The organism is Streptomyces winkii, from assembly GCF_032248595.1.
Classification (GTDB): domain Bacteria; phylum Actinomycetota; class Actinomycetes; order Streptomycetales; family Streptomycetaceae; genus Streptomyces; species Streptomyces winkii.
On record NZ_JASTTH010000005.1, the window covers coordinates 403,028 to 429,984 of the forward strand.

The 26,957-nt window shown below is 70.0% G+C and carries 26 protein-coding genes; 12 read left to right on the forward strand and 14 right to left on the reverse strand.

The features are described from left to right. The first annotated feature begins 1 nt into the window (after position 1). Positions 2–799, forward strand: a complete 798-nt coding sequence (locus tag QQM67_RS17425) for an IclR family transcriptional regulator (RefSeq protein WP_314174811.1) — start codon at positions 2–4, stop codon at positions 797–799. A gap of 57 nt (positions 800–856) precedes the next feature. Here QQM67_RS17425 and QQM67_RS17430 read toward each other — a convergent pair whose 3' ends face one another. Next, positions 857–1,537 carry a TetR/AcrR family transcriptional regulator gene (locus QQM67_RS17430; RefSeq protein ID WP_314174812.1) on the reverse strand — a complete coding sequence of 227 codons (681 nt, stop codon included), beginning with the start codon at positions 1,535–1,537 and terminating at the stop codon, positions 857–859. A 133-nt stretch (positions 1,538–1,670) separates the two neighbouring features. Between QQM67_RS17430 and QQM67_RS17435 the strand changes: the two genes are divergently transcribed. The 3 genes from QQM67_RS17435 (at position 1,671) to QQM67_RS17445 (ending at position 3,569) form a co-directional block, all read left to right on the forward strand. Further along, positions 1,671–2,876 (forward strand): cytochrome P450, encoded by a 1,206-nt coding sequence (locus QQM67_RS17435; RefSeq protein WP_314174813.1) that lies wholly within the window; start codon positions 1,671–1,673, stop codon positions 2,874–2,876. Between the two features lie 55 nt (positions 2,877–2,931). Beyond that, positions 2,932–3,129, forward strand: a complete 198-nt coding sequence (locus QQM67_RS17440; RefSeq protein WP_314174814.1) for a ferredoxin — start codon at positions 2,932–2,934, stop codon at positions 3,127–3,129. 122 nt (positions 3,130–3,251) lie between these two features. Beyond that, positions 3,252–3,569, forward strand: coding sequence for a hypothetical protein (locus QQM67_RS17445; protein ID WP_314174815.1), 318 nt, complete (start codon positions 3,252–3,254; stop codon positions 3,567–3,569). A gap of 187 nt (positions 3,570–3,756) precedes the next feature. Here the strand turns inward: QQM67_RS17445 and QQM67_RS17450 are convergent, their stop codons facing one another. From QQM67_RS17450 to QQM67_RS17495, 10 genes are all read right to left on the reverse strand, one after another. Further along, positions 3,757–4,176, reverse strand: coding sequence for a PPOX class F420-dependent oxidoreductase (locus tag QQM67_RS17450; RefSeq protein ID WP_314174816.1), 420 nt, complete (start codon positions 4,174–4,176; stop codon positions 3,757–3,759). A 140-nt stretch (positions 4,177–4,316) separates the two neighbouring features. Beyond that, positions 4,317–5,258 (reverse strand): UbiA family prenyltransferase, encoded by a 942-nt coding sequence (locus tag QQM67_RS17455; RefSeq protein ID WP_314174817.1) that lies wholly within the window; start codon positions 5,256–5,258, stop codon positions 4,317–4,319. Continuing rightward, complete coding sequence (locus tag QQM67_RS17460) at positions 5,255–6,490, reverse strand: polyprenyl synthetase family protein (protein WP_314174818.1); 1,236 nt, start codon at positions 6,488–6,490, stop codon at positions 5,255–5,257. Before QQM67_RS17460 ends, QQM67_RS17455 begins: the two co-directional genes overlap by 4 nt. 239 nt (positions 6,491–6,729) lie before the next feature. Continuing rightward, positions 6,730–7,986: a cytochrome P450 family protein gene (locus QQM67_RS17465; protein ID WP_314174819.1), complete on the reverse strand. Its 1,257-nt coding sequence runs from the start codon at positions 7,984–7,986 to the stop codon at positions 6,730–6,732. Further along, a complete protein-coding gene (locus tag QQM67_RS17470; RefSeq protein WP_399066983.1) occupies positions 7,983–9,257 on the reverse strand; it encodes a cytochrome P450 in 1,275 nt (424 codons plus the stop codon). Before QQM67_RS17470 ends, QQM67_RS17465 begins: the two co-directional genes overlap by 4 nt. Beyond that, the gene (locus tag QQM67_RS17475; RefSeq protein WP_314174820.1) at positions 9,254–9,862 is read right to left on the reverse strand and encodes a GTP-binding protein; all 609 of its coding nucleotides are present in this window, start codon (positions 9,860–9,862) and stop codon (positions 9,254–9,256) included. The genes QQM67_RS17470 and QQM67_RS17475 overlap by 4 nt, the downstream gene beginning before the upstream one ends. After that, the gene (locus tag QQM67_RS17480) at positions 9,834–10,169 is read right to left on the reverse strand and encodes a DUF742 domain-containing protein (RefSeq protein WP_314174821.1); all 336 of its coding nucleotides are present in this window, start codon (positions 10,167–10,169) and stop codon (positions 9,834–9,836) included. Before QQM67_RS17480 ends, QQM67_RS17475 begins: the two co-directional genes overlap by 29 nt. Positions 10,170–10,198: 29 nt before the next feature. Next, on the reverse strand, positions 10,199–10,603 hold the full coding sequence (locus QQM67_RS17485) for a roadblock/LC7 domain-containing protein (RefSeq protein ID WP_314174822.1): 405 nt from the start codon (positions 10,601–10,603) through the stop codon (positions 10,199–10,201). Next, on the reverse strand, positions 10,600–12,144 hold the full coding sequence (locus QQM67_RS17490) for an ATP-binding protein (RefSeq protein WP_314174823.1): 1,545 nt from the start codon (positions 12,142–12,144) through the stop codon (positions 10,600–10,602). The genes QQM67_RS17485 and QQM67_RS17490 overlap by 4 nt, the downstream gene beginning before the upstream one ends. 679 nt (positions 12,145–12,823) lie before the next feature. After that, positions 12,824–13,279: a hypothetical protein gene (locus QQM67_RS17495; RefSeq protein WP_314174824.1), complete on the reverse strand. Its 456-nt coding sequence runs from the start codon at positions 13,277–13,279 to the stop codon at positions 12,824–12,826. 195 nt (positions 13,280–13,474) lie between these two features. On the opposite strand from QQM67_RS17495, the gene QQM67_RS17500 reads away from it, so the two are divergent. Together QQM67_RS17500 and QQM67_RS17505 are read left to right on the forward strand one after the other, a co-directional pair. After that, positions 13,475–14,776 (forward strand): sensor histidine kinase, encoded by a 1,302-nt coding sequence (locus QQM67_RS17500; RefSeq protein WP_314174825.1) that lies wholly within the window; start codon positions 13,475–13,477, stop codon positions 14,774–14,776. Further along, on the forward strand, positions 14,773–15,465 hold the full coding sequence (locus tag QQM67_RS17505; protein WP_314174826.1) for a response regulator transcription factor: 693 nt from the start codon (positions 14,773–14,775) through the stop codon (positions 15,463–15,465). Before QQM67_RS17500 ends, QQM67_RS17505 begins: the two co-directional genes overlap by 4 nt. A 45-nt stretch (positions 15,466–15,510) precedes the next feature. Here QQM67_RS17505 and QQM67_RS17510 read toward each other — a convergent pair whose 3' ends face one another. Both QQM67_RS17510 and QQM67_RS17515 read right to left on the reverse strand, forming a co-directional pair. Then, positions 15,511–16,818: a CapA family protein gene (locus QQM67_RS17510; protein WP_314174827.1), complete on the reverse strand. Its 1,308-nt coding sequence runs from the start codon at positions 16,816–16,818 to the stop codon at positions 15,511–15,513. A gap of 271 nt (positions 16,819–17,089) precedes the next feature. Beyond that, positions 17,090–17,911, reverse strand: coding sequence for an SAM-dependent methyltransferase (locus tag QQM67_RS17515; protein WP_314174828.1), 822 nt, complete (start codon positions 17,909–17,911; stop codon positions 17,090–17,092). 323 nt (positions 17,912–18,234) lie between these two features. On the opposite strand from QQM67_RS17515, the gene QQM67_RS17520 reads away from it, so the two are divergent. The 3 genes from QQM67_RS17520 to QQM67_RS17530 all read left to right on the forward strand — a co-directional run bounded on the left by QQM67_RS17520 (position 18,235) and on the right by QQM67_RS17530 (position 21,184). Beyond that, positions 18,235–20,037: a bifunctional metallophosphatase/5'-nucleotidase gene (locus QQM67_RS17520; protein WP_314174829.1), complete on the forward strand. Its 1,803-nt coding sequence runs from the start codon at positions 18,235–18,237 to the stop codon at positions 20,035–20,037. Between the two features lie 380 nt (positions 20,038–20,417). Beyond that, positions 20,418–20,834 (forward strand): CBS domain-containing protein, encoded by a 417-nt coding sequence (locus tag QQM67_RS17525; protein WP_314174830.1) that lies wholly within the window; start codon positions 20,418–20,420, stop codon positions 20,832–20,834. A 116-nt stretch (positions 20,835–20,950) separates the two neighbouring features. Next, entirely contained in the window at positions 20,951–21,184 is a 234-nt protein-coding gene (locus QQM67_RS17530) for a hypothetical protein (RefSeq protein WP_111602483.1), read from the forward strand. A gap of 208 nt (positions 21,185–21,392) precedes the next feature. Here the strand turns inward: QQM67_RS17530 and QQM67_RS17535 are convergent, their stop codons facing one another. Further along, complete coding sequence (locus QQM67_RS17535; protein WP_314174831.1) at positions 21,393–21,869, reverse strand: phospholipase; 477 nt, start codon at positions 21,867–21,869, stop codon at positions 21,393–21,395. 1,280 nt (positions 21,870–23,149) lie between these two features. Between QQM67_RS17535 and QQM67_RS17540 the strand changes: the two genes are divergently transcribed. The 3 genes from QQM67_RS17540 (at position 23,150) to QQM67_RS17550 (ending at position 26,943) form a co-directional block, all read left to right on the forward strand. Further along, on the forward strand, positions 23,150–23,353 hold the full coding sequence (locus QQM67_RS17540; protein WP_314174832.1) for a type A2 lantipeptide: 204 nt from the start codon (positions 23,150–23,152) through the stop codon (positions 23,351–23,353). Between the two features lie 291 nt (positions 23,354–23,644). Further along, complete coding sequence (locus QQM67_RS17545) at positions 23,645–24,451, forward strand: HlyD family efflux transporter periplasmic adaptor subunit (RefSeq protein ID WP_314174833.1); 807 nt, start codon at positions 23,645–23,647, stop codon at positions 24,449–24,451. Positions 24,452–24,825: 374 nt separating this feature from the next. Next, entirely contained in the window at positions 24,826–26,943 is a 2,118-nt protein-coding gene (locus QQM67_RS17550; RefSeq protein WP_314175127.1) for an NHLP family bacteriocin export ABC transporter peptidase/permease/ATPase subunit, read from the forward strand. Positions 26,944–26,957: the final 14 nt, after the last annotated feature.

Genomic DNA, 26,957 nt, shown 5'->3' on the forward strand with positions numbered 1-26,957 from the left:
CATGAAGAAATCTCCGGCTCCGGGACCGGGAGCCGCCTCCGGCTCCAGGCCGCAGTACCCCATCGAGTCGGTCGACAACGCCATGCAGATCCTGCTGCTCCTGGGCGAGCGCAGCGAGCTGCGGCTCACGGAGGTGGCCAAGTACCTCGGCGTAGCCTCGTCGACGGCGCACCGGCTCCTCGCGATGCTGCAATACCGGGGATTCATCCGGCAGGACGCCCGCTCGAAGGCCTATGTGCCGGGCACGGCGCTGACCGGGGTCGCCTTCTCGATCCTCCAACGGTTCGACGTACGGCAGCAGTTGAGGCCGTTCCTGGAAGAGCTCAACCACGAGACCGGCGAGACCGTCCATCTCAGCGTCCTCGACGGGGCGACGGTGCGTTTCATCGATGCCATCGAGAGCCCGCGGGCCGTGCGCGTCGCCTCGCGCCTGGGCCGCTCGATGCCGGCGCACTGCACGTCCTCGGGCAAGGCCATGCTCTCGGCTCTCTCGACGGAGCAGCTCCACCATCTCTATCCCGACGAGGAGCTCACGGGCCTGACCGAACACTCCGTGCGCAGCCGCAGCGAGCTGGAGAAGGAGATCGCGGTCATCCGGCGGCGCGGTTACGCGGCGAGCTCCGAGGAGAGCGAGGAGGGCGTCTCGTCCGTCGCCGTGGCGTTCGGCGGCGAACTCCCGTCCCTGCGCCTCGCGTTCAACACCGCCGTACCGGTGGGGCGGATCAGCCGCAGCGACGTCAAGCGCATCGGCGAACTGCTCCGCGAGACGGTGGACCGGGCGTCGCAGATCATGCCGTGAGCGGGTGAGCCCGTGCCGTCGGGACCCGCGGCCGTCCGCGGCCCCGGCCCGGCGCCGTCACAGGTCCCGGGCCTTCCGCGGGTCGAAGTCGTCCACGGAGAGCGGATCTCCGGGCAGCGAGGTGTTCCCCGGGCGGGCGCGCAGCCCGTCGAGCATGAGTCCCATCGCCCGCTCCGAGGCGACTCCGGCCGGGTGCCCGGGCGGCGCGGACGTACGGCGCAGCAGCAGCGAGAGCAGGGCGGCCACGTCGCCGGTGCCGATGTCGGCGCGGAGCGTTCCCTCATCCTGAGCGGCCCGTACCACCTGGTCGAGCGTGCCGAGCAGCTCGTTGCGGAACCGGCCGGTCTCGGGGTCGTCCCGGATGGTGGTGCGGGCCAGCTCCGAGTGGACGGCGAGCTGGACGCTCAGCTGCAACTCGCGTGAGCTGCGCAGCATCCGTACGAGCGCCTCCCAAGCGCTCGCCTCCTCGGCGACCGCCGCGCGGGACTCCTCCAGCACCCGGCAGAAGGTGTCCTGCGCGACCGCGCGGATCAGCGTCTCCCTGTCGGGGAACCGGCGGTAGAGCGTGGCGACGCCGACCGCGGCCCGGCGGGCGATGTCCTCCATCGGCACGTCGGGCCCGCGCAGAGCGAATATCTCCTCGGCCGCGGCGAGGATCTTCCGCCGGTTGCGCAGCGCGTCGGCCCGCAGTGGTGTGCCCGTGCCCGCCGCCGGGCCGGAGCCGGAGCCCGCTTCCATGTCCCCACCTCTCAAAGGAAGTTGGCTGATTCTTTCACTTCCAGATGTGGACGAAAATCATCCACTTAACTACCGTGAAAGAGCGCGCCGCTGAAGGTCCGCCACGGAAATCCATGTCCCGGATTGGGGTCCCATGACGAGCGATCAGTCCACGGTGACAATGCCCTTACAGCGCACATGTCCCTTCTCCCCGCCCCCGGAGTACGAGCGGATGCGCGAGAACGCGCCGGTCTCCCGCGTCGCCCTGCCCGGCGGCGGCTCCGCCTGGGCGCTCACCCGGCACGAGGACGTGCGGGCGATGCTCGCCGACCCGCGGTTCAGTTCGGACCGGACGCGTCCCGGCTTCCCCGTACTCGCCGAGGGCCAGCAGCAGCTCACTGCGAGGTTCAAGCTGTCGCTGATCTCGATGGATCCGCCGGAGCACGGGCCCGCCCGCCGGGCGGTGCTCGGAGAGTTCACCGTCAAGCGGATGGCGGCGCTGCGGCCCCGGATCCAGCAGATCGTGGACGAGCACCTGGACGCGATGCTCGCCGGGCCCCGCCCTGCCGATCTGGTGCGTGCGCTCTCGCTGCCCGTCCCCTCCCTCGTCATCTGCGAGCTGCTGGGGGTGCCGTATGCCGACCACGAGTTCTTCCAGTCCCGTTCGGGGCGGATGCTGCGACGTACGGAGCCGGTCGCGGCGCGCGAGCAGGCGCGCGACGAACTCCGGGCGTACCTCGACGAGTTGATCACCTCGAAGGAGCAGAACCCCACCGACGACCTGCTCGGCAGGCAGGTGCTCAAGCAGCGGGAGACGGGCAGAGGCGGCCACGCGGAGCTCGTGAGCCTCGCGGTGCTGCTGCTCATCGCGGGTCACGAGACCACGGCGAACATGATCTCGCTCGGCACCGTCGCGCTCCTTGAACACCCGGACGAGAGGGCCCGGTTGAGTGAGGACCCGGACGCGATGCCGGGCGCCGTCGAGGAGTTGCTGCGCTACTTCAGCATCGTGGACGCCGCCACGTCCCGGGTGGCGACGGAGGACGTCGAGATCGGCGGGGTGCTCATCCGCGCGGGCGAAGGGGTGCTCGGGCTCGGCAACTCGGCCAACCACGACCCCGGCGTATTCGACCGCCCGGACGAACTCGACCTCACGCGCGGCGACAGGCACCACGTGGCCTTCGGGTTCGGCGCACATCAGTGCCTCGGCCAGAACCTGGCCCGCATGGAGCTCCAGATGGTCTTCGAGACCCTCTTCCGGCGCGTTCCGGGACTCCGGCTCGCCGCGCCCGTCGACGAGTTGCCCTTCAAGCACGACAGCAACGTCTACGGGCTCTACGAACTGCCGGTCACCTGGTAGCGGCCTCGGCGCCACCCGCAAAGAGGACGCCACCGCAAAGAGGAAGGGAGGACTGATGCGCATCGTCGCGGACACGACGCGCTGCGTCGGCGCCGGCCAGTGCGTGCTCAGCGAACCGGCGGTCTTCGACCAGGACGAGGAGGAGGGCACGGTCGTCGTCCTGACCGAGCGGCCCGGGGAAGGCGAACGGGCCGGTGTGCGGGAGGCGGTCGAGACCTGCCCGAGCGGGGCGCTCTCGCTCAGCGAGGACTGAGGGGGCCCGAGGGCCGCACGTGACCAGGTCGCGCATGTCTCAGTCGACGTGATGGAGTGACCTCGGCGTGCAGTTGCCTCACCTGACCCGGAGACCAAGGCAGGAGACCGAAGGGGTACCCGATGAGCGACATGGCTGATGAGGAGATCGTCCGTACCGTACGCGGGTTCGCGGCGATGCAAGCCGAGCGCGAGAAGCTGGCCGAGCGGGTGGCGGCACTTCGTACCGCGGTGTCCCCAGAGGACGTGGCCGAGCGCGATCGATTCGGCGAAGCCATGGCGAAGATGGACGCGAAGCTCCTTCTGGAGTCCGTTGAGGTGCTGGACCGCATGGGAATGACAGTCGCCGCGCAGGCTTGCTCCTACATGGCCGAGAAAGAGGGTCTCGCCACGGCAGCCTGTCCGACGACTCGAGCCACGGACCCGTCGGACAAGCCCTAGAACTCCGGTCGATCGCGATCCGCCGCGGGGTGTCCGCCGCGGAGGGGTGTGCCGTCCTGCCGATGACCTTCAGCTTCCAGGGCACTTCCGGTGGGCCGTGCGAGGTCAGCACCCGCACAGCCCACCGGGCGGACGGCCTGACCGTGTCCGGCTGACTCTCACACCGCCGACGGGCGGGTGCACCGGGTCAGCCCGACTGGCCGCTGTCCTTCTGCGAGCCCCAGCCGTGCCACCGGTCGATCTCGATCCACGCGCTGACCCGGCCGCGGTCCCGCTGCGGGTACGGCTGGCCGACGTAGTGGCGGGCGAGGCGGTCGATGTCGGACAGGTCCTCGTCGTCACGGAGTTCGACGACGCGTCCGATGAGGCTGATGTGGGTGTACCAGCTGCCCTCGTCGAGCACGGTGAGCGTGACGCGGGGATCGCCGCGCATGTGCTCCAGCCGCTTGCGGCCCTCGTCCATGTTGACCAGTACGCGGCCCTGCTCCCACAGGTACCAGGTGGCCGTGGACACGGGCTGGCCGTCGGGCCGCAGCGTCGTGACGACGGCCGGGTTGGCCTTCTCCAGCATCGCCACTGCGGCGTCGGGAAGCGGTGGTTTCGACATCGGGCGCGCTCCTCGGGTAAGCGATGTGCTCTGTGCTCTGTGCGCTCTTGCTGCGTGCGGTGTGCTGCGTGCTGAGTTTCTCGTGCGCGTACCCGGCGGCGACCGTCTCAGGCCCCGTGGGCGGCGACTGAGCGGCGACGTCACAGCAGAAAGACCGCGGTGGCGAGGACGAACGTGTACCACCACTCGACGAACCGCTGCGTCCGGTGGTCCTGCGCGGGCGTGCGCAGCAGCAGCACGCGTGCGGCCAGCAGCACGCTCAGCCCGGCGAGCACGACGTCGACGGCGACCGTCCACCAGTGGAACCCGGCGGGCGCCACCATCACGAAGTGCGTGACGGGCAGCAGCACCACGAAGCTGACGCAGCAGTAGATCCGGCAGGGCAGATCGCCGAGGGCGATCGGCATCGTGCGGCGGTCCAGGGTGCGGTCGCCCTCCACGTCCCGCAGATCCTGCACCCCGATGATCATGAACGTCATGGCGGCCATCGTGAGAATCCAGTGCCACACGGCCGGCTCGATCGGCATGACCATCTGCCAGGCGGCCGCCAGCTGGGAGACGACCCCGAGCGCGATCAGCAGGTTCTTCGCCAGCCAGTGGCGGTGGCCACCCCACGCGTAGTGCAGCATGAAGAGCAACTGCCACAGCAGGGCCCACTCGACGACGCCGAGGACGAGCCCCAGCGCGGGGAAGAGAACATGGACCGCCGCCAGCCGCCGCTTCGCCCCCCGCATCGAGCTGTCGCCGGTGACCAGGGGCCGGAAGGGCTTGTTGAGGCGGTCCTCCTCGACGCCGGTGATCTGGTTGATCAGGCTCGATCCGTAGATGAAGAGCCAGAAGTACGGCAGTGCCCCGGCGACGGTGAGCGCGGCCTCGTACGGCCCGAGTCCGGCGCGGTCCAGGGCGGCGACGACGAAGCACGAGGCGGGTACGACGGTCGACCACAGGTCGTTGCTGTTGAAGCGGTAGCTGACGAAGACCTCGCGCCATAAAGGGCGGAGCAGCCGCCGGGCGACACCGGCGGCACCGGGTTCCGGCGTCGGCTTCGCGGGTCCGTCCGTGTCCGTGGTCGTGGTGGTCATCGGCCGTCCCCCCGGCTGGCGCACCGATCGGCCAGTGACGCGAGACGGCGCCGGTGCGGGCTCGGGGGCAGTACGGCGAGCGCCGAGCGGCAGCGCTCCAGATAGGTGTCGGCCGTGTGCTGGGCGGCCTTCAGGGCGCCGGTGGAGTCGAGGAGCCGGTGCAGGCGTTCGTGCCGCGACTCCTCGTCCGCGGCCCCGCCGTCGAGGAGTTCGGCGAGGAGTGCGCGGTCGGCGTCGCTGCCGTCGCGCCGGGCGAGCACGAGGGGCAGGACGGGACGCCTGTTGCGCAGGTCGCTGGTGCGAGGCTTGCCCGCGATGCGCGTAGGCGCGCTTTCCGTGGGCGTGGCCTGTGCCCGGGGCGGCCGGGCGTACGGCAGCAGGTCGTCCTGGATCTGGAAGGCGATGCCCAGCGCCTCCCCGAACTCGGTGAGCGCGGCGGTCTGTTCGGCGCTGCCGCCCGCCAGTACGGCGCCCGTGCGGCAGGCCGCACGCAGCAGCGCCGCGGTCTTCAGCCGCGCCACTTCCAGATAGGTCTCGGTGTCGTCCGGGGACGTGCCGCTGAGGTCCAGCTCCAGCGTCGCCCCGCGGGTGATGTCCAGCCCGGCCCCGGCGATGACGGCGGTCGCCTCCGTGATGCGCCGGTCGGAGACGCCGCGCAGACGGCACTCCCCGAGCGTCTCGAAGACGGCGAAGAAGAGGGCGTCGGCACCGACGACGGCGCGGTCGACGCCGTACCGGCAGTGGGTCGCGGCCCGCCCGCGGCGCAACTCGTCCCCGTCGATGATGTCGTCGTGTATGAGGCTGCCTGCGTGCATGAGCTCGAACCCCGTTGCCACGGGCGCGACTTGCTCGGGGCTGCCGCCGACGGCCGCCGCGGACTCCAGCAGCAGCACCGGGCGGAGCAGCTTGCCCGGAGGCAGCAGCGCCCAGCGGTGCTGTTCGGCCAGTGGGTCGCCGTACCGAAAGTCCAGCCAGTCTTCGAGGCCTTCCCGCGCGGCGTCGTGGGTGCCGGTCCCGGTGGGGGCTTGTGTGGGGGCTTGTGAGGGGGTTTGCGTGCGGGTCTCTGCTCGGGTCTCGGGGCCGGTCGCCGTACCGGCGCCGTTCCCGTTCCCATTCCCGGTCCCGTTTCCGTTGAGGCGGTGCCGGCCGTTCAGCCCCGCCGGGGCCGGGGCTGAGGCCGGCGGTGGTCCGGACGGTGCTGCTATGTCCGGGTACTCCTGTCCGTCGAGCATGGTCGTCGCGCCTTCCGTGAAGAACCTGGGGTGTGGTGCTTCTGGCAGCTGCTACGTGCGGACGTGCAGTGGTCCGTACGGGGACCCAGGTGCGCGACGGCCTCCTGCTCCCCCTCCCCGTACGGCCCGGTCCGGCTGGGGCGGCCCCCACCGGGGGCGCCCCCGGGCCGGACACCGGAAGGGAGGGGCGGCGGCACGGTCCTTCTCCCCTTGCCGGTGCCGCCCCCTCCCGCGTCGTATCACCCGGCGGGCCTCCCCAGCCGTACGGGCAGCGTCGTGACGCTGTTGGAGAACATCGACGGCACCGGATCGAGGGTGCCCGGCACTGCGGCCAGGATCATGTCCGGGTAGCGCGCGAAGAGTTCGCGAAGCGCGATCGTCCCCTCCAGCCGCGCGAGGGGCGCACCGAGACACGCGTGCACGCCGTGCCCGAACGCCAGGTGGCGCGCCTGCTCACGGCTGATGTCGAAGGTGTCCGCGTCGGGGCCGTGCTGCTGCGGGTCCCTGCCGACGGCGCTGTACGGAGCCATGATCGGATCGCCCGCCGGGATGGTGACGCCCGCGACCTCGATGTCCTCCGTCGGGTAGCGGAAGGGGAAGTTGCCGATGGGTGCCTCCCAGCGCAGCGTCTCCTCGACGACCGCGGGCCACATGTCCTCCTCGCCCTTGGTGAGGGCGAGTTGGTCGGGATGGGTCAGCAGGGCGCGCACCGCGTTGACGATGAGACTGAGCGTCGTCTCGTGCCCGGCGGAGAGCATCACCAGGAGCGTGCCGACGAGTTCCTCCTGCGTCAGCGCGTCCGGCTCGGCCTCGCGCGCGGAGATCAGGGCGCTGGTGAGGTCGTCCCCCCGTTCCCTGCCGCGCAGTTCGACGACGCGGGCCAGCAGCTGGTAGACGGCGATCTGGTTCGCGCCGACCACCTCGGGCGAGAGGTCGGAGCGGAAGATCTTGTCCACCGCCTCGCGCAGCTCGGGCCGTTCGTGGTCCGGGATGCCGAAGAGGTCGCTGATCACCTGCATGGGCACCGGGTACGCGAGGTGCTTGCGCAGGTCGACGGTGCCGTCCGGCTCCGCGTGCGAGGGCAGCGCGTCCAGGAGGCCCTCGACGATCTCCGTCGTCCGGGGCCGCAGTTCCTCCACGCGGCGGGCCGTGAACGTCTGGCTGACGAGCTTGCGCAGCCGGCGGTGCTCGGCGCCGTCCGCGGTGACCATGTTGGTGACCTTGACCATGCCGATCAGCGGCCAGTCGTCCGGGATCTCACCGCGCTGCATGGCACCCCAGTTGTGCCAGTCCTTGGAGATGCGCGGGTCCAGCACCAGCTGGTTGAGCAGGTCGTGACGTGTGATGCTCCAGGCCTCCACGTCTCCCGGCAGCTTGACGCGCACCACCGGACCCAGCGCGCGCAGTCTCGCGGCCTCTCCCTGGTGGTCGCGGCCGTGCGGGTCGAGTTCGAGGGTCGGTACGCCGGAGGTGGGCGATGCCTGGTCTGCCGTCATGCGGTCTCTCCAATGGGGCGGGCGGCGGCTGGCGGAGCGGTGATGTCGTGGGGAACGGCGAATACGACGGGCAGCGCCGTCGGACACCGGGTCCAAGGCGAGGGGTTCCAGGTGATCTCGCCGGGCGTGACGGTCAGCCGCAGCCCGGGAAGCAGGTGCAGCGCGGTGTCCACGGCCGTACGGGTGATCACGCGCGAGGTGTCCTGCGCCGGGCACATGTGCGGTCCTGCCGAATAGGCCATGTGCGCACGGTTGTTGGGCGGACGGTGGCCCCCCGGCGCGAGCGCCGGGTCCGAATTCGCGGCGGAGAGCCCGAGGATGAGCACGTCGCCGTGGCGGATGAACTGGCCGCCGAGTTCGATGTCGCGCAGCGCGTACCGCGCGGGCATGTGCGTCATGGGCGGTTCGCGCCACAGCACCTCGTCGAGGGCGTCGTCCACCCCGAGCTGGCCGCTGCGCAGCCGGTCGTCGAACGAGGTGTCCGTGATCATCCGGTACAGGGTGTGGGCGATCCAGCAGGTGGTGGTCTCGTTCCCCGCGGAGATCATCACCACCATGGACTGGAGCACCTCGGGATCGTCCTGGAGGTTGGGGTGGTTCATCAGGGCGGTCGTCAGATCCTCGGTGGGGTTCTGCTGCCGCTCCCGCAGGGTGTCGAAGAGGATCTGCTCGAAGCTGCGGTTGCCGACCTGCGAGTCCGTCTGGCTGCTGAACAGCGCGATCAGCGCGGCGCGCAGCTCGTGCCCCTGGCGCGTGTCGAGCCCGAAGAGGCTCGCGACGGCCAGCATCGGGACGTACGCCGCGTAGTCGGCGACGAGGTCCGCCCGGCCGAACTGGGCGAACGTGTTGATGAGTTCACTGCAGATCTGCTGCACCTGGCGGCGCAGCGCGCGGTGGTTGATCTGTCCGACCCCGTCGTCCAGGGGCTGGCGCAGGCGCCGGTGCTCCTGCTGGTCGGCGCCGATGACGTTCGGCCGGTAGGCCATCATCGGCAGCAGACCCGAGTCCGGCGAGACGATGCCGTCGTTGAGGTCGCGCCAGTTGCGGGCGTCACGCGAGAAGAGCGCCTCGCGTTCGGTGATGATGCGCAGCTGCTCCAGGCCCATCACCAGCCACCCGGGCACTCCGGGCTCCAGCTCGACGGGGGCCACCGGGCCGTGCTGGAGGCGGAGTTGGTGGTAGATGCGGTGCGGGTCTCTGGACTGGGTGATGTCCGTCAGCGAGACGAGCGTCTCGGAGTCGTACGGGCGAGTCGGTGCCGGTGTGGTCACGCAACCTTCTCCTGGGCCTTGATGCGGGCGGCGTACTCGACGAGGCTGATCAGCGCCTGCGTCGACGAGTGCCGGTTACGGGCGTCGATGTGGACGAGCGGAGTCTCCGGAAGCAGATCGAGCGCCTCGCGCAGGTCTTCCTCGTCGTACCGGACGGAGTCCGGGAACTGGTTGATGGCGACGGCGAACGGAAGGCTGCGCACGTCGAGTTGGTCGAGGATCTCGAAGCTGTCCTCGATCCGGCGGGTGTCGATGAGGACCAGCAAACCGATCGATCCGATGACCAGGCCCTCCCACAGGTCCCAGAAGCGCCGCTGACCCGGCGTTCCGAAGAGGTAGAGGACCATTCGGGAGTTGAGCGTGATGCGCCCGAAATCCATCGCCACGGTCGTCGCGGTCTTCCCGGACAGGCCCGAGAGATCGTCCACGCCCGTGCTGGCCTGGGTGATGGTCTCCTCCGTGCGCAGCGGATCGATCTCGCTGACGCTCCCCACGAGCGTGGTCTTGCCGACCCCGAACGAGCCCACGACGAGGATCTTCAGCGCCTGGTCGACGGTGGGGGCCAGATAGCGCCTCTCAGGCGCTGAGTTGTCTGCGGAGTCCATCCAGTACCTCTTGGAGTATGTGCACGTCGGGAAGCTGCGCCTTGGGGACCTGCGAACGTGTGGTCAGGTAGCCGGCGTCGATCAGGTCGCAGGCGAGGATCGTGACGACGCTGACCGACAGACCCAGATGCGCGGCGGACTCCGCCACGGAGAGTCTGTGCCGGCACATCCGCCACAGCATCCGTTCCTGCCGGCTGGCGGTCACCGGAAGCTCGGTGCCGTCGGGGTCGACGGTCTCCAGCAGCGTCTCCACCGCGAGCCGTTGACGAGGGCGAGCGCGCCCGCCGGTCAGCACGTAGGGGCGCACGGGCCCCCTTCTCGGTCCTCTCGGTCGGGTCACGTTACTGAGCGCCTCCTCGGCGGGCTGCCCTGGTGATCGCCGAACCGCTGCACCTGAAGAACCATCTGGGAGGCGATGACTCCCGGATCGACCTTGTTGCTGGTGATCACCGCGAGCCTCGACCCGTCCCCCGCTCCGCGCAGGAAGAGGAAGCCGCCCTTCCACTCGACCATGTGCTGCTTCAGTCCCCCTTCGCCGAACCGCCCCGCCAGGCTGACCCCGAGCGACTGGAGCCCGGCCGCCGCCGCGGCAAGCGTGTCGGCCTCGTCGATGCCGAGATCGCGGGTACGGGCGCGGACCAGCCCGTCGGCGCTGAGCACCACCGCGTGCTGGACACCGGGAACATCAGCTACGTCACTGAGCATCCAGGACTGGTCGTGCGCAGCTGCTTCGTGACTCATCGGTCGTCGTCCCCCTGGGGCGAATCGGTGTCGTCGTCGGGCGAAGAGGTCCGGCCCCCCAGCACGAAGGAGCTCATGAAGGAAGCGGCGGCTTCCGGGTCTTCCTCACTGCCGGCGCTGGTCTGCTGTGCTTCGGCGGGAGCCGCGGAGGTCGTGTGACGCGGCGAGCGTCTGCGCGGCAGGCCCACCGGAGGGGGTGCCGTATCCGAGGAGTGTTCGGTGGTCCCGGTGGTCCCAGTGGTCCCGCTCGTCGAGGACGGCGTGGACGGCGCGGAGGACGTGGAGGACGCGGAGCCGAAGTCCGATTTCCGCTCGCGAGTGGGCAGCGGGGCGGCCTCGGGAGCCGGGGCCGGAGCCTGGGCCGGTGCGGCGGACGCGGACCCGGCGGGAGAGGACTCGCGCGGCATCCGGGCCGGCGCCGCGAGCGGATGCTCGTCCCGCTCCGGGCGTTCGGCCTGCTCCACTTCCACCGCCTGGCCGGCGGTGCCTTCCGGTACGGGCATCGTGTACACCGGGTCGATGGCTTCGAGCAGATCCATGGGGACGAGGACGACGGCGCGGATGCCTCCGTACGGTGAACGCCCCAGGCTCACCCGGAGCTTCAGGCGCCGCGCGATGTTGCCGACGACGGCGAGGCCGACCTGCGGCGTCTGAAGGTCGCGGATGCTGGTGTCCCGCGGCCCCGCGACCAGTTCGAGCGCCTTTTGCAGGCGGGCCTCCGTCATGCCCGTTCCGCGGTCGTCGATCTGGATGACCGCTCCCGACGGCACGGCCTCCAGCTGTGCGGTGACCTCCTTGCTGCTGGGGCTGTAGGTCGTCGCGTTCCCGAGGAGTTCGGCGACGAGGTGGATGAGCCATTCGGCCGCGAAGTCCTTGACGCCCAGGTCGGGTTCGCCGCCGATCACCACGCGCTGGTAGTCGGTGATCTGGCCGCCTGCCGCACGGACGATGTCCGTGAGGGGAACCGTCTCCTGCCACTGCTGCCCGGTCCACGAGCCGCCGAGGATGCGCAGGCTCTGCGCGTGGTGCGCGAACGTCGTCGCCAAGTGGTCGATCTCGATGCCGAGTTCGGGGAGTCCGGGCTCGGGCCGGTCGATCAGCGCCCCGGCCTTCTCCTGGATCTGGAGCCCGCCGGTCTGGAGCCGCTGGGCGAGGAAGACGATCGCGTGCTCGCAGGCGTCCTGGACGTCGATGAGCTCTTCGTCCACCTCATCGAGCGCGCTGCTGAGCAACTTCGCCGTCTGGGGGCTCAGGTTGGGGAGCGCGGTATCGGGCTTGCGCCGCTCCGTGAGCACTGTGTGCAGATCGCGGCACCAGGTCTCGACGGACTCGTGGAACGCCTCGAACTGCGCCTGCGACCAGGTCTGCCACTGTTCCGTCAAGCGCGCCCGCTCCGAGCCGACTTGGGCCTTGGCGGCGCGCTGTGCCTGCTCGGCCTGCTCCTCGGAGCTGTCGGCATGGCGTATGTCCTCGCGGTGCATCCGCCACAGATGCGGAAGGCACGCCAGGAGCCCCACCGTGGCCACGGATCCGCTCGCCATTACGGCGGGCGACCGCGTCCACCAGCTGACCATCTGCGCGACGACAGCGACAGCCGCAAGTAAAAGGGCGGCGGGCCACACGGTCTGGCGTCTGTACCCTGTCCTGCCGGTTAAAGATTCGGTACTCAATAGGTTGACCGCAGCTTTCGCATATCGATGAGAAGTGGAGGCGGTTGACGCGGCGTCAGTGTAGATGCCGTCACCCTGCGTGGGAAGCGGGGGCAGAAGGAAGTTGAGAACCTGCGGCGACTGCCACCGGACCGCCCATTGACTCCCATTCCATACGGCTGTGACCTGCGGCTTCTCCAGGTGAACCGGACGCTCGAATCTGCCGCCCCGTCAATCGGCTGACGCGGCGGCAGACGGACGGCACTGCACAGTTCAGGTTGCGCGCTAGGCCCCCGGGATTCTTTCGCCGCTGGTGAGCGGAAGCGCGCGGCTGATGCCCGGCAATGGCGTACGGGCTTCCGGCACGACTAATCGACTGCTACCTTTGCGCGGCCCGCGGGCCAAAAGGAACAATTCTCGCCACCCGGCGTTACAGCGGACCAGTGAGAGAAACACGAGGAAAGGCCGAAACAACGGAAACCAGAAATTCCTCGGAACAGCCCCTACTCGGGTCGGATCGGTCGCAACGGGCGTTCCCCGCCCGCCAGTCGGTCCCGCCGGGTTCCCGGCCTCACTCGCGCCCGCCCGGCACCGTCGCATCGCAGGAGCGGCGCCAGAAGGCCGTCAGGAGGCGGTCGCGGTCCTGGACGAGCAGGAAGAGGGCCAGCAGCGTGTAGGCGAGCGAGAAGTACTTGACCGCCGGGTAGCCGTACGCGAAGTCCATCACCGTGATGTTCAGCGAGACAGCGAAGAGCCCCAGGGCGCCGAGCGTCGCCGTTCTTCGGGAGAGGAGCAGCAGGGCGGGGAGGAGTTCGTAGAGGCCCGTGAAGCGTCCGTAGATCTGGGAGTAGCCGTAGAACGCCCAGACCACGCTCGTGCCGTCCGCCGTGTGGCTGGAGATCGTCCAGTCCCCGTAGTCGTACTGGCCGCCGAGCAGCTTGATCGTCCCGTAGCCGGCGAAGACGGCGAAGAGCACCAGCCGGATCGCGGTGGTCAGGCGGGGCGGTCGCGGCTTCCTGGATGCCATGGGCTTCGAGTCCTTCCGGATTCGCGCACCGCCGGTCTACGGGCGCGCCTCGTCGGTCCGTTGTCGCCGTCAGTCTCCGGCCGGGCCGCGGGCGTCCGCTTCGTGCTCCCGGCCGCCGCGGCGGCCAGAAGGAGGAGGGCCTCCCCCTCCTCCGGTAGGACGCCGGGCACCGGCGGCCAGGGCTACGTTCGCCCCGTGCGGCCGATCCGGGATTCCTTGCGCACCCACGTCGCGGACTACGGGTGGGTGCGGCTGCTGCCGATGGCCGGAGCCGTCGGCTTCGTCGGGCTGCTGCACGTGCCGCAGTTCGGGCCGTCGGGCTGGGACTGGCTGGTGGCGGTGGCCTCGGCGGCGCTGGTGCCGGCCGGCGGGCGCCGGCCGGTGCCGGTGCTGCTGGCCCAGTGCGTCCTGCTCGTCGCCGCCGTGCCCGCCTCCGCGGAGATCGGGGGCGGGGTGGCGCGGATCCTCGCGTGCGTGGCGCTCGGCGAGGTCGCGCTGCGGTGCCGGGGCCCTCGGGTGTGGTGGTGTGCGGCGGCGCTCGGCGCCGCCGGCGGCGCGGACTTCTTCCCGCACTACTCGCTCGCGGCCAATCTGCTGGTCCTGCTGCTCGACACCGGACTGCCGCTGCTGCTGGGCTCGTTCCTGCGCTCGCAGCGCGAACTCGCCGCACAGGCCGAGCAGCGCGCAAGCGAGGCCGAGCAGCGCAGGAGCTGGGAGACGAAGGTCGCGCGGGCCGACGAACGGGCCGCCGTGGCCCGCGAGTTGCACGACGTGGTCGCCCACCATGTGGCGTCCGTCGTGCTGCGGGTGGGAGTCGTACGCCATGTCGTGCCGTCCGTCGATCCGCGCGTCGACGAGGCCCTGGCGGACGTGCACGCCATCGGCGGCCAGGCGCTGGCCGACCTGCGCCGGCTCGTGTCCGTACTGCGCGATCCGGAGAGCGTCGGGGAGCCCGTGCTGCTGACGTCCTCCGCGCTCGCGGCGGAGCTGGAGACGGTGGTCGAGCGCACGCGGCAGGCGGGCGCGAGCGTGGAGACGGCGGTGGACGCGGAGACGGTCGACCGGCTGGACACCGCCTGCCGCCATGCCGTGCTGCGCGTGGTGCAGGAGGGACTGACGAACGTGCTCAGGCACGCGCGCCCGGGTGCGCACGTACGGCTCGTGCTGCGGCCGGACGGCCAGGGACCGGACGATCAGGGGCCCGACGACCCGGCTTCCGACAACCCGGATTCCGACGACCGGGGACCCGACCACCGGGGAAGGGTGCGGGTCGAGGTGAACGACGACGGAGGACGCGCGGGCCCGGACGCCGCACGCCCGGCGCCCGCGGCCGAACCCGGACACGGACTGCTCGTGATGCGCGAGCGTCTCGAACTGCTCGGCGGAGAGCTGCACGTGGGCCCGGACGGGGTCGGCTGGACCCTGCTCGCGCTTCTGCCGGAGGCCCCGGCGCCCTCCGGCGCCCCGGGTGCCGGGAAGGTACGGGCAGCGCCGTGATCCGGACCCTCGTCGTCGACGACCAGCAGCTCGTACGCGCCGGGCTGCGCATGCTCTGCACCGCCGCGGACGGCATCGAGGTGGTGGGCGAGGCGGAGGACGGCCGTCAAGCCGTCTCGCTCGCCGAGCAGTTGGTGCCGCACGTCGTGCTGATGGACCTGCGCATGCCCGGTGTCGACGGAATCACCGCGACGCGCCGGATCCTGGGTGCGCGTCCGTCCGTGCGCGTCCTCGTACTGACGACCTTCGACGACGACGAGCATCTCTATCCGGCGCTGGAGGCCGGCGCCTGCGGGTTCCTCGCCAAGGACACCGCTCCGGAGGAGCTGCTGGACGGGATACGCCGGGCCGCCGACGGCCAGAGCCCGTTCAGCCCGCACGTCCTGCGCCGCCTCGTGCGGCGGGCCGTCGCGACCGGTCACGCCCCCGAGGGGCAGGCCGGTCGGCCCGGGCACGCGGCGCTCACCGCCAGGGAGCGCGAGGTCCTCGAAGCCGTCGTCGCGGGCCGCTCCAACGCCGAGATCGCCGAGCGGCTCTTCATCGGCGTCACCACCGTCAAGTCCCACGTCGCCAGCCTGATGACGAAGACCGGCAGCCGCAATCGCGTCCAACTCGCCGTCGCCGCCTGCCGTTTCGGCATCGGCCCCGCGGACGGGCACGGCCCGCCCGCGGGCTCCGGACGGGGCTGAGAGCCCGGGCCATGCGTCCGGCCCGGGCTCGCATACCGCGCCGTGTCAGTGACCCATGCGCAGGCCCTGCTTCGCGGCGCCCCGGCTGAGGACCGCCTTGCGAATCGTCCGGTAGGCCTCGGCGCGGCCCTCACCGGCGTCCCGGGCGTTCCCCTGGCTGAGGTCGACGACGCTGATCCGCGGCGACGTCTGGACGAAGAACGGGACGAACTCGGCCTTCTTCACCGACCATTCGCCCGCACGCCCCTGACTGCCGGTGTCCTTACGGGACTTGTCCTTGCGGGACTTTCCGCTGCTGCCGCCCTTCGCGTCCCTCCCGGGCGCCGCCGGCGAAGACACCCGCGATGCCGGCGACTCGCCCTTCGCCTTCGTCTTCGGCGGTACGAAGGTGAAGCGGGCCGCCGAACTCATGGCTCCCCGGGGGTCGTTCATCTTCCCGGCGAGCTGGTCGCCCATCCCGTAGACGACCCAGGTGCCGTTGACCTTCTCGTACGGCTGCGGCACGTGCGCGTGCGTGCCGATGATGAGATCGATGTCCTTGCGTCCGGCGGCGTCGCGGGAGCGGGTGAGCTGCTTGGCGAGCTTCTTCTGCCGGTCGTCCGGGGTCTGCTGCCACTCGGTGCCCCAGTGCATGCTCGTCACGACGATGTCGGCTCCGGCCCGGCGCGCGGCGCGCGCGTCGGCGATGATCCGCTTCGGGTTCATGCGGTTGACGGCCCACGCCTTGTTCTTCGGTACGGGTATGCCGTTCGTGCCGTAGGTGTAAGCGAGTTGGGCGACCTTCGCGCCGCCCGCCTTCATCATCGTCGTACGGGTGCGGGCGCGGGCGGACGCCGCTGACCCGGCGTGCTTCAGACCCGCCTCGTCCATGGCGGTGATGGTGCGGCGGACGCCGTCCACGCCGTCGTCCATGGAGTGGTTCGAGGCGGACGAGCAGCTCTCGTAGCCGGTGTCCTTGATGGCCGCGGCGACGTCCGGGGGCGTCTTGAAGGCGGGGTATCCGCTGAAGGGGCCGCCGGAGCGGCCGTAGACGGTCTCCATGTGGCATATCGCCAAGTCGGCGCGCGACGCGAGGGGTCTGGCACCGGCGAGCATCTTGCGGAAGTCGTAGCCGGAGCCGGCGGAGTCCTCACGGGCCTGGCGTATCACCGAGTCGTGAGAGAGGACGTCGCCTGTGGCGACGAGGGTGAACGGTCGCTGCGCGGCCGCCGGTGACGCCACACTCTTCGCAGCGGCATCGTCGCGGCGGCTGTCCCGGTGCCGGGGATCCTGCTGGCCGCCGCACCCGGCGACGACTCCCAGCAGCACTGTCGTGGCGGTGACGAGGACGGCGTGACGTATGTACGTGCTCATGTGGGCTCTCGCTTCCTCAGGGAAAGTCGACAAACCCAGATATATGGGGGCGCTACGGGCACCGCGCGCCCTCGCGGCCATACGGCGCAACGGCTGCGCCCGCCGGTGTGCCGGACCGGACACGCTCAGTGACGGCGGGTGCGTGCCCCCTCGTACGGACACGGCTCCTCGTACGGACACGGCGAGACCCCGCGACCGGCGGGCCGCGGGGCCGGGTGAAGCGAGGCGCGCCGGGCGCGGCGCCGCAGCGTGCCTGGAACCGCGCCTGGTATCAGGCCTTCTTGCCGACGCCCCCGAACATCGCCACGTCCTCCGCGTCGAGCCGCGTCCCCGGAAGCCAGCGCGAGCAGGAGACGACGCCGGGCTCCAGCAGTTCCAGCCCGTCGAAGTAGCGCTCCACCTGCTCCGGGGTGCGCTGCGTGAGCTTCGGCGTGCCGTTGGCGTTCCAGAACGCGACGGCCTCGTCCACGTCGGGCATCGGGGGCGAGGTGATGGTGTGCGACAGCACGAGGTGACTGCCGGACGGCAGGGCGTCCATGAGCCGGCGCACGATGGCGTACGACTCGTCGTCGTCCTCGATGAAGATGACCACGCCGAGCAGGATCAGCGCCACGGGACGGCTGAAGTCCAGTGTCTCCGCGGCCCGTTCGAGGATCGTGCCGACGTCGCGCAGATCGCAGTCGAGATAGTCCGTCCTGCCCTCGGGGGTGCTGGTCAGCAGCGCCTGCGCGTGGACGAGCACGATCGGGTCGTTGTCCACGTACACGACGCGGCTGTCGGGTGCTATCCGCTGTGCGACCTCGTGCGTGTTGTCGGCGGTCGGCAGGCCCGTCCCGATGTCGAGGAACTGCCTGATGCCGAGTTCGCCCGCGAGATACGCGACGGCGTGGCCGAGGAAGCGCCGGTCGGCACGGGCGTAATCGCCGATGCCCGGGTGGAGTTTGCGAATCTGGTCGCCGGTCTTCCGGTCGACCTCGTAGTGGTCCTTGCCGCCCAGCCAGTAGTTCCACACCCGGGCGGTGTGCGTGATGCTGGTGTCGATCCTGTCCCGTATGTCCTCGGACGTACGGTGCCCCGGCCCCTCGCTGCTCAACTCTGCCCCTCTCGGAAGGACGCCACGAGTCTCGGAAGACGCCACGAGTGTGACGGGCGTCCGGGGTGCCGCGGATCGCTGCCCCGCCGGGCCCGGCGGCTCGTGCCGTCCGTACGGATGCAGCCGAGATTAACCCCTCATCCGTACGGCGGGGCCACCGGCGGACGACATCGGCCGCCCCCGGCCCGCGGCGAGCCGGACAGAGCACGCGCCACGGCCCGATCGCCTGCCCGCAACCCTGTCGTTACCGCAACACTCCTGACGGACTACGCGCGTTGACCGTAGGCTGCCAGCGCTCGCGCAGACCAGGAAGGGGAACCTCGATGACCGTGAAACCTCAACGTCGCAGACGCCTCCGCCGGTTGACCGCCGGCGTCGCGACGCTCGCCGCAGCCGTCGGCGTGCTCTCGGCGGCGATGCCGGCCGGCGCGGAGGGCACCGACCACGCCCAAGGACGCACGGTCGACGTGCAGTTGCTCTCCTTCAACGACTTCCACGGCAACATCGAACCGCCTCCCGGATCCTCCGGCGAGGTGTCCCGGCAGAAGCCCGACGGCTCCACCGAGAAGGTGGCCGCGGGCGGGGCCGAGTACCTGGCGACGTCCCTGCGCAAGGCCCGCAAGGACAACCCCTACAGCGTCACCGCCGCGGCCGGCGACCTGGTCGGCGCGAGCCCGCTGATCTCGGGCCTCTTCCACGACGAGCCCAGCATCGAGGCGTTCAACAAGATGGACCTCGACGTCGCGGGCGTCGGCAACCACGAGTTCGACGAGGGCCGCAAGGAGCTCCAGCGCCTCCAGGACGGCGGCTGCCACCCCAAGGACGGCTGCTCCGAGGACGGCAAGGTCTTCAAGGGCGCCGACTTCCCCTACCTCGCCGCGAACGTGACGGACGAGAAGACCGAGCGCCCGATCCTCAAGCCGTACACGGTGTGGAAGAAGAAGGGCGTGAAGATCGGCTTCATCGGCGTCACGCTCGAAGGCACCCCGGACATCGTCAGCGAAGAGGGCGTCAAGGGGCTGAAGTTCCACGACGAGATCAAGACCGTCGACAAGTACGCGAAGAAGCTGGACAAGATGGGCGTGAAGTCCATCGTCGCGCTCATCCACGAGGGCGGCCTGCCGGAGAAGCCCGAGTACAACTACGACTGCGACAGCCCCGGTCCGGGCGACGGCGTCTCCGGCCCGATCACCGACATCGCCAAGGGCATCAGCCCGAAGGTCGACGCGCTCGTCACCGGCCACACCCACGAGGCCTACGCGTGCAACATCCCGGACCCGTCCGGGAATCCGCGCACGGTCACCTCGGCGTCCTCCTTCGGCAAGCTCTACACGGACACCACGCTGACGTACGACCGCCGCAGCGGCGACATCGTGCGTACAGGCGTGAAGAGCGCCAACCACGTGGTCAGCCGGAAGCAGGCCAAGGCCAAGGACATGACCTCGCTCATCAAGCACTGGGGCAAGCTGGCCGATCCCATCGCGGACAAGCCCATCGGCTACATCTCCGACGACATCCCCGGACGCGGCGCCGAGAAGCCCGAGTCGCCGCTGGGTGACGTGATCGGCGACGCGCAGCTGGAGTTCATGGCTCCGGAGGACAAGGGCGGCGCGCAGCTCGCGCTGATGAACCCGGGCGGCATCCGCTCCGACCTCGTCTACAAGGCCGCCGAGGACGAGGGCGACGGCGTCGTGACGTACGGCGAAGGCTTCACGGTGCAGCCGTTCACGAACATGATGACGGCGATCGACCTCACCGGAAAGCAGCTGGTCACGGCCCTCCAGCAGCAGGTCAGCGGGGCCAACGAGGAGCAGCCGAAGATCCTCCAGGTCTCGAAGGGCTTCAGCTACACGCTCGACATGACGAAGTCCGGCAAGGACCGCGTCGTGACGGACTCGGTGAAGCTGGACGGCAAGGCGCTCGACCCGGACAAGACGTACCGCGTCGCGATGAACGAGTTCCTGGCCGGCGGCGGCGACGGCTTCGCGGTCTTCAAGGACGGCAAGGACAAGCTCGTCGGCAAGTCCGATCTGGAGGCGCTGGAGGCGTACTTCGGCGAGCACTCCTCCAAGTCCGACCCGCTGGAGCCGCCGAAGGCCGACCGCATCAAGGTCGTCGAGAAGTAGCTCCGGAGCGGTACGAAGCAGCAGTACGAGAGCAGCAGTACGGGAGACACGAAAGACACGAGAGAGCACACCGGCACCACCGAACGGCGCCCTGCCCGGCGGGTCTTCCCCGCGGGGCAGGGCGCTCTGGTTCGCGGGTGCGCGGGCGGCCTCCGGGCTCCCGTGGGCGCCGGCCCCGGGGCTCGGGGTCAGGCGGGCGCCGGGACCGCCGTCTGGCAGGCGGACGGGGCCGTCCGCCGCTCCCGCACCCCCCTTCCGCCCGGGTTTGAGCGCGCCGGAGCGTGCTACCCGCTGCGGCGACGATGCGGCGCTTCCGGCCCCGGCAGAAGTACGGACCGAGGCTTCCGCGCCGCCGCCCATATGCGTTCAGGAGTTGTCCCATGACTACTGCGCGAGACGTGATGAGCCCCGGCGCCGAGTGCGTCCAGACCGATCAGACGGCGGCCGACGCCGCCCGAATAATGACCGAGGCCGGAGTGGGCGCCCTCCCGATCTGCGGTCCGGACGACAAGATCAAGGGCGTGATCACGGACCGTGACATCGTGGTCAAGGTGCTCGGCAAGGGTCGCGACCCGGGGACGTTCCCGGCGGGCAGCCTCAATCAGGAAGAGGCCGTCACGATCGGGGCGGACGACGACGCCGAGGAGATCCTGGCCACGATGACGCGTCACAAGGTGCGCCGGCTGCCGGTGATCGACGGACACCGCCTCGTCGGCATGGTGTCGGTCGCGGACGTGGCCCGCTCGCTGCCGAACTCCGATACGGGCGAGCTGGTCGAGGCCCTGTCCGCCGACTGACGGCTCCGGCCGCCCGTCCGCCTCGACCGTTCTCTCCGTGCCGAACCCCCACGTCGAAACTCTCCACGCCGAGCTCTCCACCGTTCAATCGTCCACATCACACAAGGAGCCATGAGATGGCCGTATGTGAGGTCTGCGGGAACGACTACGAGGCCGCCTTCGAGGTCCGGGCGGCAGGCGCTGTGCACACCTTCGACAGCTTCGAGTGCGCCGCGCAGAAGATGGCACCGATCTGCGAGAACTGCGGGTGCCGCATCCTGGGCCACGGCCTACAGGCCGAAGGACGCTTCTTCTGCTGCGCGAGCTGTGCGCGCATGCAGGGCCGCATGGAACTGGCGGACAGCGTCTGATCCGTCTGATCCGTCCGGCCACCGGAAGGTTCCCCCGGTCACCGCGCTCCGTGCGGGCGCGGTGACCGCTTGACGAGAGTGCGCGGGACGCCGCAGCCACCGGGCGGCGTCCCGCGCGCTGTTGCGCCGTCCCCTCCGAGAGGCGGCGAGTGCGGGGGCGGACAGAGCGGACTGAGCGGACGGAGCGGACTGGCGAGCGGAGAGGCCGTCAGCCGACGGGGCTGCCCTTCTTGACGCCCAGAACCACCACGGCCTGGTAGTACGTCCACGCGAGTCCGTCGCAGGACTTCTTCGCAGCGCCGTCGTATCCGGCGCAGACGCGCTTGAGATCTTCGTAGAAGGCGCTGTCTATGCGGTCCTTGTTCTCTTCGAACGTGCCCTGTGCCTTGTAGTTGCGGTAGCCGAAGTCGTGGCGGATGCAGCCGTTCTCGAAGGGGAAACCGAACGGGTTGTCAGGGGACGAGGAGCAGACGTCGGTCGACCAGTCGAAGTTGTAGTCGGCCCAGGCGCCCTGGTCCGCCCTCGCGGCCAGGAAGGCGTTCTGGCTCCCGGCGTCGGCCTGTGTCCAGCTCGCGAGGACCTGGGGCTTGTCTGCGGGGTCTGCGACAGCGGTTGTGGCGGTGCCGATGACGGCGAGGAGACTTGCGGACGAGACGACGACGCCCGCGGCGAGTCTTCGACGCATTTCGTACCTCCGTGGGGAGAGACGGTCCAGACATCGGACTGACAAAGCATGAGCATGACAGAACAACCGCTTGCCAAATAGGCGCGTGCGCAGAAGTTCTCCGGTCGACTCAACTCATGGGGGCACCCGTGAGGGCTGTGGTACGGACGGTGCGGGGGAGCACGGGGACGGGGGACGCACGACCGGTGCGAGCACGGCGCACCCGGAAACAGACGGAGGCCCCGGGGCGAACCCGGGGCCTCCGTCGCCAACGTGGGGGGAACCCACTACCAGCCTGCACACGCTTAACGAAGACGCCCGGCTATCGTCACGGTTCTGCACGGTTCTCCGAATTACTGGACTTTGCACGCCTGACGGGGTAGCAGCTCGTGCCCGGCCGGGCGCCGCCATGCGCCGCACCCCACCCGGTGCGCGCCGCGCCTGCGCGTCGGGCGCCGCGGCCGACGACCCGTCACGTCTCCCCGCCACACCTCGCCGGACAGGCCCCCCTGAACTGCCAGCCACGAGCGGCGCGTTCACAGACCGGACACCCCTGCCTCTCACGCCGTCCCGAAAAGCAGCATTTCGGCGTGTACCGGGGAACTCGGCTGACTTGCCCTCATGTTGCGGCTGCGCATGGACACTTATGGATCGATCGCCGTGAAGAAAGAGCAGGCCGCCGGCGGAAATTCAGGTGCGTGCATCCCGCACATGTCTCAGCATTCGAACAAGTCATTTCGCCCTTACCGCTCCATAGGCACTTGTGTCAGCAGCATGACTTCGCAGCGGATTTCCCCGGTCACCTTGAGTGACACCATTCGTGGACCCCGCTTCACAGAGCCTCCATTCCCAGGTCAGACCGCGCAGGCAGGACCAAGTGCAGCCGCTCGAAACTGAATTCAGCGAACCTGCACAACTGGTTCGTAAGGACGGCACATGGCCCCCGGGACATCCACCGGCGCACCCCGGGCGCGGCGAGGTTGGTGCGGGAATGTCCAATTGAGGGCCCGTCGTGAGTTCGCACACGGCGGTCTATGCCCGAGTAACAAGTGAAGGGATCGCCACGAATTCGTGGACGCGGCTACACCTCACGGAAGTTGAGGGCCGTATCGACGCCGGAGCAGCGCACGGATGAGTGGCCCGGCAGCGCGTACACATGCTTTGATCGGGCCCTGACGCGGAAGTTGAACGAATGGTTCCCGTTGTCGGGCATCAGACGACCGCTCGTACGGCCGGACGGCTTTCCCCGAGCCGGCCGATGCTATTGAGAAGACCAAAGCAAGCGAAGGGAAGCTCAACTCATGGACCGCATTGAGACCCGCGAGATTTCCGACAACGACCTGGACAACGTTTCGGGTGGCGTCCTCGGCTCGGTCGTCGGCACCGCGGTGAGCACCGCCGACTCGGTGGCCCCGGTTTCCGAGACCACCAACGCCGTGAACGGCGTCGCCTCCGGCCTGACCGGTGTCGACACCTCCCAGGTCACGGGCCTCGCCGGTCTCTGAGGCGATGCCCGTCGCCGGGCGGACGGGACAGCAGTGCGAAGCCCGTTCCGCTCGGCGCATCCGAATCCCAGTGGGGTGATCGTGAGCCCCGGAACCCCCTTGTTCCGGGGCTTACGGATGCGTCCGGGGTCAGTTGTGAAAGTCTTGCGCCCGTTGTTGTCCCCGAATTGCCGTCGGCGGCTGCCGCTCGCACGCCCGACCGCTCCACCGACGAAGCCGGCGCCGTGCGGTGCCGCCACCGAAGGAAGCGTCATGCCTGAAAGCGACGAACGCAGTTGAGGGAATAGCCCCGTGCAGTTCCGGCAGAAGGCGTTTTCCAAGCTCCAGTCCCCAGAGGAGCTCGACCTGCCCGTGCGCTACGCGCGCCCGCAGGGCTGGCTCGTGCTGCTCGTGACCGTTCTCGTCATGGCGGGCGCGGGCTACTGGGCCATCACCGGCAGGGTCTCCGGGAAGCTGGACGCGCCCGGTGTCCTCACCCACGCCAAGGGCAGTTACGTGCTGCAAAGCCCGGTCTCGGGCCAGGTCGTCGACGTGCTGGCCGAGGAAGGCCGCATGCTTCCGCCGAACACACCTGTGCTCAAGGTGCGAACCGACCTCGGATACCGGTCAGTTCGCACGGTGGCCGCGGGACGCATGACGTCGCTGACGGCGAAGATCGGCTCCGTGATCACCACCGGCAAGGACGTGGCGACCGTCGAGCGCATCGAGCGTGACGACGAGCCCTTGGTGGCCATGTTGTACGTGCCGGGCAGCAGCGGCTCGACCGTCTCCCCCGGCGCCGCGGTGGATCTGACGGTGCAGTCGGCACCGACGGACGAGTACGGCGTACTGCGCGGCCGCGTCAAGGCGGTCGGGCGGGCCGCCCAGACGCGTCAGCAGATATCGAGCTTCCTCGGCAACGGCCAGCTGGCTGCGCAGTTCACGAAGGACGGCCAGCCCGTGCCGGTCATGGTGCAGCTGGACAAGTCCTCGGAGACGAAGTCCGGTTACAGATGGTCCTCCGAGAAGGGCCCGCCGTACCGGCTCGATTCGATGACGATCACCGACGGCGCGATACACCAGCCCAAGCAGCGTCCCGTCGATTGGCTGCTCCCGTGAGCCCGCGGCAGAAGAGCGCCGACGACGCGCGCGACGCGCAGGCCGCGGACCGCGGCACCGAGGACGTCGAGGACACCGGCGAGAACCGGCTCCCTCCCCCGGGCCACCGGCGGCACCGCCCGGGCAGCAGCAGGAGCACCTCCAGGAACACCACGAAGAGCAGCTCCCGGAATCCGGCCAAGAGCAGCGCGAAGAAGGGCTCCAAGGACGGCTCCAGGAGCGGCTCCAAGGGCAGCGCCAAGGGTGGGGGCAAGCGCAACGCCAAGGACGGCGCCAAGGGGGGCAAGCACCGTACGGGCGCGGCGGCGCACAGCTCGCCGCAGCCGATACCGAAGCCCAAGTACAAGGCCATCCGCACGCCGACCGTGCTCCAGATGGAGGCCGTCGAGTGCGGCGCCGCCGCGCTGTCCATGGTCCTGGGGCACTTCGGACGGCACGTCCCGCTCGAAGAGCTGCGCATCGCCTGCGGCGTCTCCCGCGACGGCTCCCGCGCCAGCAACCTCCTGAAGGCGGCCCGCAGTTACGGCCTCGCCGCCAAGGGCATGCAGATGGAACCCGCGGCGCTCGCCGAAGTGCCCGCGCCCGCCGTCCTGTTCTGGGAGTTCAACCACTACGTCGTCTACGAGGGGATGGGCAGCCGCCTCGGCCGGCGCGGCGTGCACATCAACGACCCGGACAAGGGCCGGCGTTTCGTCCCGCTGGAGGAGTTCGACACCAGCTTCACCGGCGTCGTCCTCACCTTCGAGCCCGATGAGGACTTCCGCCGCGGCGGCAAGCGCCCCGGATTCATGAGCGCCATGCCGGCGCGACTGCGCCGCACCACCGGCACCATGCTGGCCGCGCTGCTCGCGAGCCTGCTGCTCGTGGGCGTCGGGGCGGCGGTTCCCGCGCTGAGCCGCACGTACATCGACATGTTCCTGATCGGGGACCAGACGTCCCTGCTGGGCGTGCTGTTCGCCTCGATGGGCGCGATGGTCGTGCTCACCGCGGCGCTGACCGCGCTCCAGCAGGCGAACCTGCTGCGCGGGCGCATCATCTCCTCGACGCTCAGCAGCGCGCGCTTCTTCCGGCACCTGCTGCGGCTGCCGGTCACGTTCTTCGCGCAGCGCAGCCCCGCCGACCTCGTGCAGCGCCTCCAGTCCAACGACACGGTCGCCGAGACGCTCTCGCGCGACCTTGCCGCCGCGGGCGTCGACGCCGTCGTCGTCATCCTCTACGCCGTGCTGCTGTGGACGTACGACCCCCAACTGACCCTCATCGGCGTGCTGATCGCGCTGCTCAACCTCGTCGCGATGCGAGTGGTGATACGGCTGCGCGCCACGGGCACGCAGAAGCTGCGCGCGGACACCGCCCGCCTCACCAACACCTCGTACACCGGCTTGCAGCTGATCGAGACGATGAAGGCGACCGGCGGCGAGAACGGCTACTTCCGCCGCTGGTCCGGGCAGCACGCCACGACGCTGGAGGAGCAGCAGAAGCTCGGGGTGCCCACCGCCTGGCTCGCCGTCGTCGCGCCCACACTCGCGACGCTCAACAGCGCGATGATCCTGCTGATCGGCGGCATGCGCGCCGTCGAGGGGCACATCTCGATCGGTCTGCTGGTGGCCTTCCAGGCGCTCGTGACGCGCTTCACCGCTCCCATCACACGGCTCAACGGCGTCGCGGGACGCATCCAGGACTTCGCCGCCGACGTGGCCAGGCTGAAGGACGTGGAGAACTTCCCCGTGGACTCGCTCTATTCACGGCGCGAGCCCGTCGCGGACACGCGCCGCCTGAAGGGCCATGTCTCGCTGGAGAACATCACGTTCGGCTACAGCCCGCTCGACAAGCCGCTGCTGACGGAGTTCTCGCTGTCGGTCGGGCCGGGCCGCCAGGTGGCGCTCGTCGGCGGCTCGGGCAGCGGCAAGTCGACGGTGTCCAGGCTGATTTCGGGCCTCTACAGCCCGTGGGAGGGAATGATCCGCATCGACGGGCAGCCGCTGGAGGACATCTCCCGCAGCGCGCTTGCCGCGTCGGTCTCCTTCGTCGACCAGGACGTCTTCCTCTTCGAGGGGACCGTGCGGGACAACGTGGCGCTGTGGGACCCGTCGATACCGGACGAGGCCGTCACCGCGGCCCTGCGGGACGCCGCCGTCCTCGACGACTTCACGCGGCGGCCAGGCGGCATCCACAGCCGCGTCGAGCAGGACGGCCGCAACCTCTCCGGCGGTCAGCGGCAGCGCCTGGAGATCGCCCGCGCGCTGGTGCGGCGGCCCAGCATCCTCGTGCTGGACGAGGTGACGAGCGCCCTGGACGCCCAGACCGAACAGGTCATCATCGACAACCTGCGGCGGCGCGGCTGCGCCTGCGTGGTCATCGCGCACCGGCTGAGCACGGTCCGCGACAGCGACGAGATCGTCATGCTGGACCACGGCAGCGTCGTCGAACGCGGGCGCCACGAGGAGCTGGTGGCCCGCGGTGGCCCGTACGCCGAACTGGTCAAGGAGCACTGACGTGGCATCCGGCG

Excerpts from the sequence above, each read along its gene's own strand:
- QQM67_RS17425 (WP_314174811.1), top strand. The coding sequence starts at position 2 with ATGAAGAAATCTCCGGCTCCGGGACCGGGAGCCGCCTCCGGCTCCAGG.
- QQM67_RS17430 (WP_314174812.1), bottom strand. The coding sequence starts at position 1,537 with ATGGAAGCGGGCTCCGGCTCCGGCCCGGCGGCGGGCACGGGCACACCA.
- QQM67_RS17435 (WP_314174813.1), top strand. The coding sequence starts at position 1,671 with ATGACGAGCGATCAGTCCACGGTGACAATGCCCTTACAGCGCACATGT.
- QQM67_RS17440 (WP_314174814.1), top strand. The coding sequence starts at position 2,932 with ATGCGCATCGTCGCGGACACGACGCGCTGCGTCGGCGCCGGCCAGTGC.
- QQM67_RS17445 (WP_314174815.1), top strand. The coding sequence starts at position 3,252 with ATGAGCGACATGGCTGATGAGGAGATCGTCCGTACCGTACGCGGGTTC.
- QQM67_RS17450 (WP_314174816.1), bottom strand. The coding sequence starts at position 4,176 with ATGTCGAAACCACCGCTTCCCGACGCCGCAGTGGCGATGCTGGAGAAG.
- QQM67_RS17455 (WP_314174817.1), bottom strand. The coding sequence starts at position 5,258 with ATGACCACCACGACCACGGACACGGACGGACCCGCGAAGCCGACGCCG.
- QQM67_RS17460 (WP_314174818.1), bottom strand. The coding sequence starts at position 6,490 with ATGCTCGACGGACAGGAGTACCCGGACATAGCAGCACCGTCCGGACCA.
- QQM67_RS17465 (WP_314174819.1), bottom strand. The coding sequence starts at position 7,986 with ATGACGGCAGACCAGGCATCGCCCACCTCCGGCGTACCGACCCTCGAA.
- QQM67_RS17475 (WP_314174820.1), bottom strand. The coding sequence starts at position 9,862 with ATGGACTCCGCAGACAACTCAGCGCCTGAGAGGCGCTATCTGGCCCCC.
- QQM67_RS17485 (WP_314174822.1), bottom strand. The coding sequence starts at position 10,603 with ATGAGTCACGAAGCAGCTGCGCACGACCAGTCCTGGATGCTCAGTGAC.
- QQM67_RS17490 (WP_314174823.1), bottom strand. The coding sequence starts at position 12,144 with ATGGCGAGCGGATCCGTGGCCACGGTGGGGCTCCTGGCGTGCCTTCCG.
- QQM67_RS17495 (WP_314174824.1), bottom strand. The coding sequence starts at position 13,279 with ATGGCATCCAGGAAGCCGCGACCGCCCCGCCTGACCACCGCGATCCGG.
- QQM67_RS17510 (WP_314174827.1), bottom strand. The coding sequence starts at position 16,818 with ATGAGCACGTACATACGTCACGCCGTCCTCGTCACCGCCACGACAGTG.
- QQM67_RS17520 (WP_314174829.1), top strand. The coding sequence starts at position 18,235 with ATGACCGTGAAACCTCAACGTCGCAGACGCCTCCGCCGGTTGACCGCC.
- QQM67_RS17525 (WP_314174830.1), top strand. The coding sequence starts at position 20,418 with ATGACTACTGCGCGAGACGTGATGAGCCCCGGCGCCGAGTGCGTCCAG.
- QQM67_RS17530 (WP_111602483.1), top strand. The coding sequence starts at position 20,951 with ATGGCCGTATGTGAGGTCTGCGGGAACGACTACGAGGCCGCCTTCGAG.
- QQM67_RS17535 (WP_314174831.1), bottom strand. The coding sequence starts at position 21,869 with ATGCGTCGAAGACTCGCCGCGGGCGTCGTCGTCTCGTCCGCAAGTCTC.
- QQM67_RS17540 (WP_314174832.1), top strand. The coding sequence starts at position 23,150 with ATGGACCGCATTGAGACCCGCGAGATTTCCGACAACGACCTGGACAAC.
- QQM67_RS17550 (WP_314175127.1), top strand. The coding sequence starts at position 24,826 with ATGGAGGCCGTCGAGTGCGGCGCCGCCGCGCTGTCCATGGTCCTGGGG.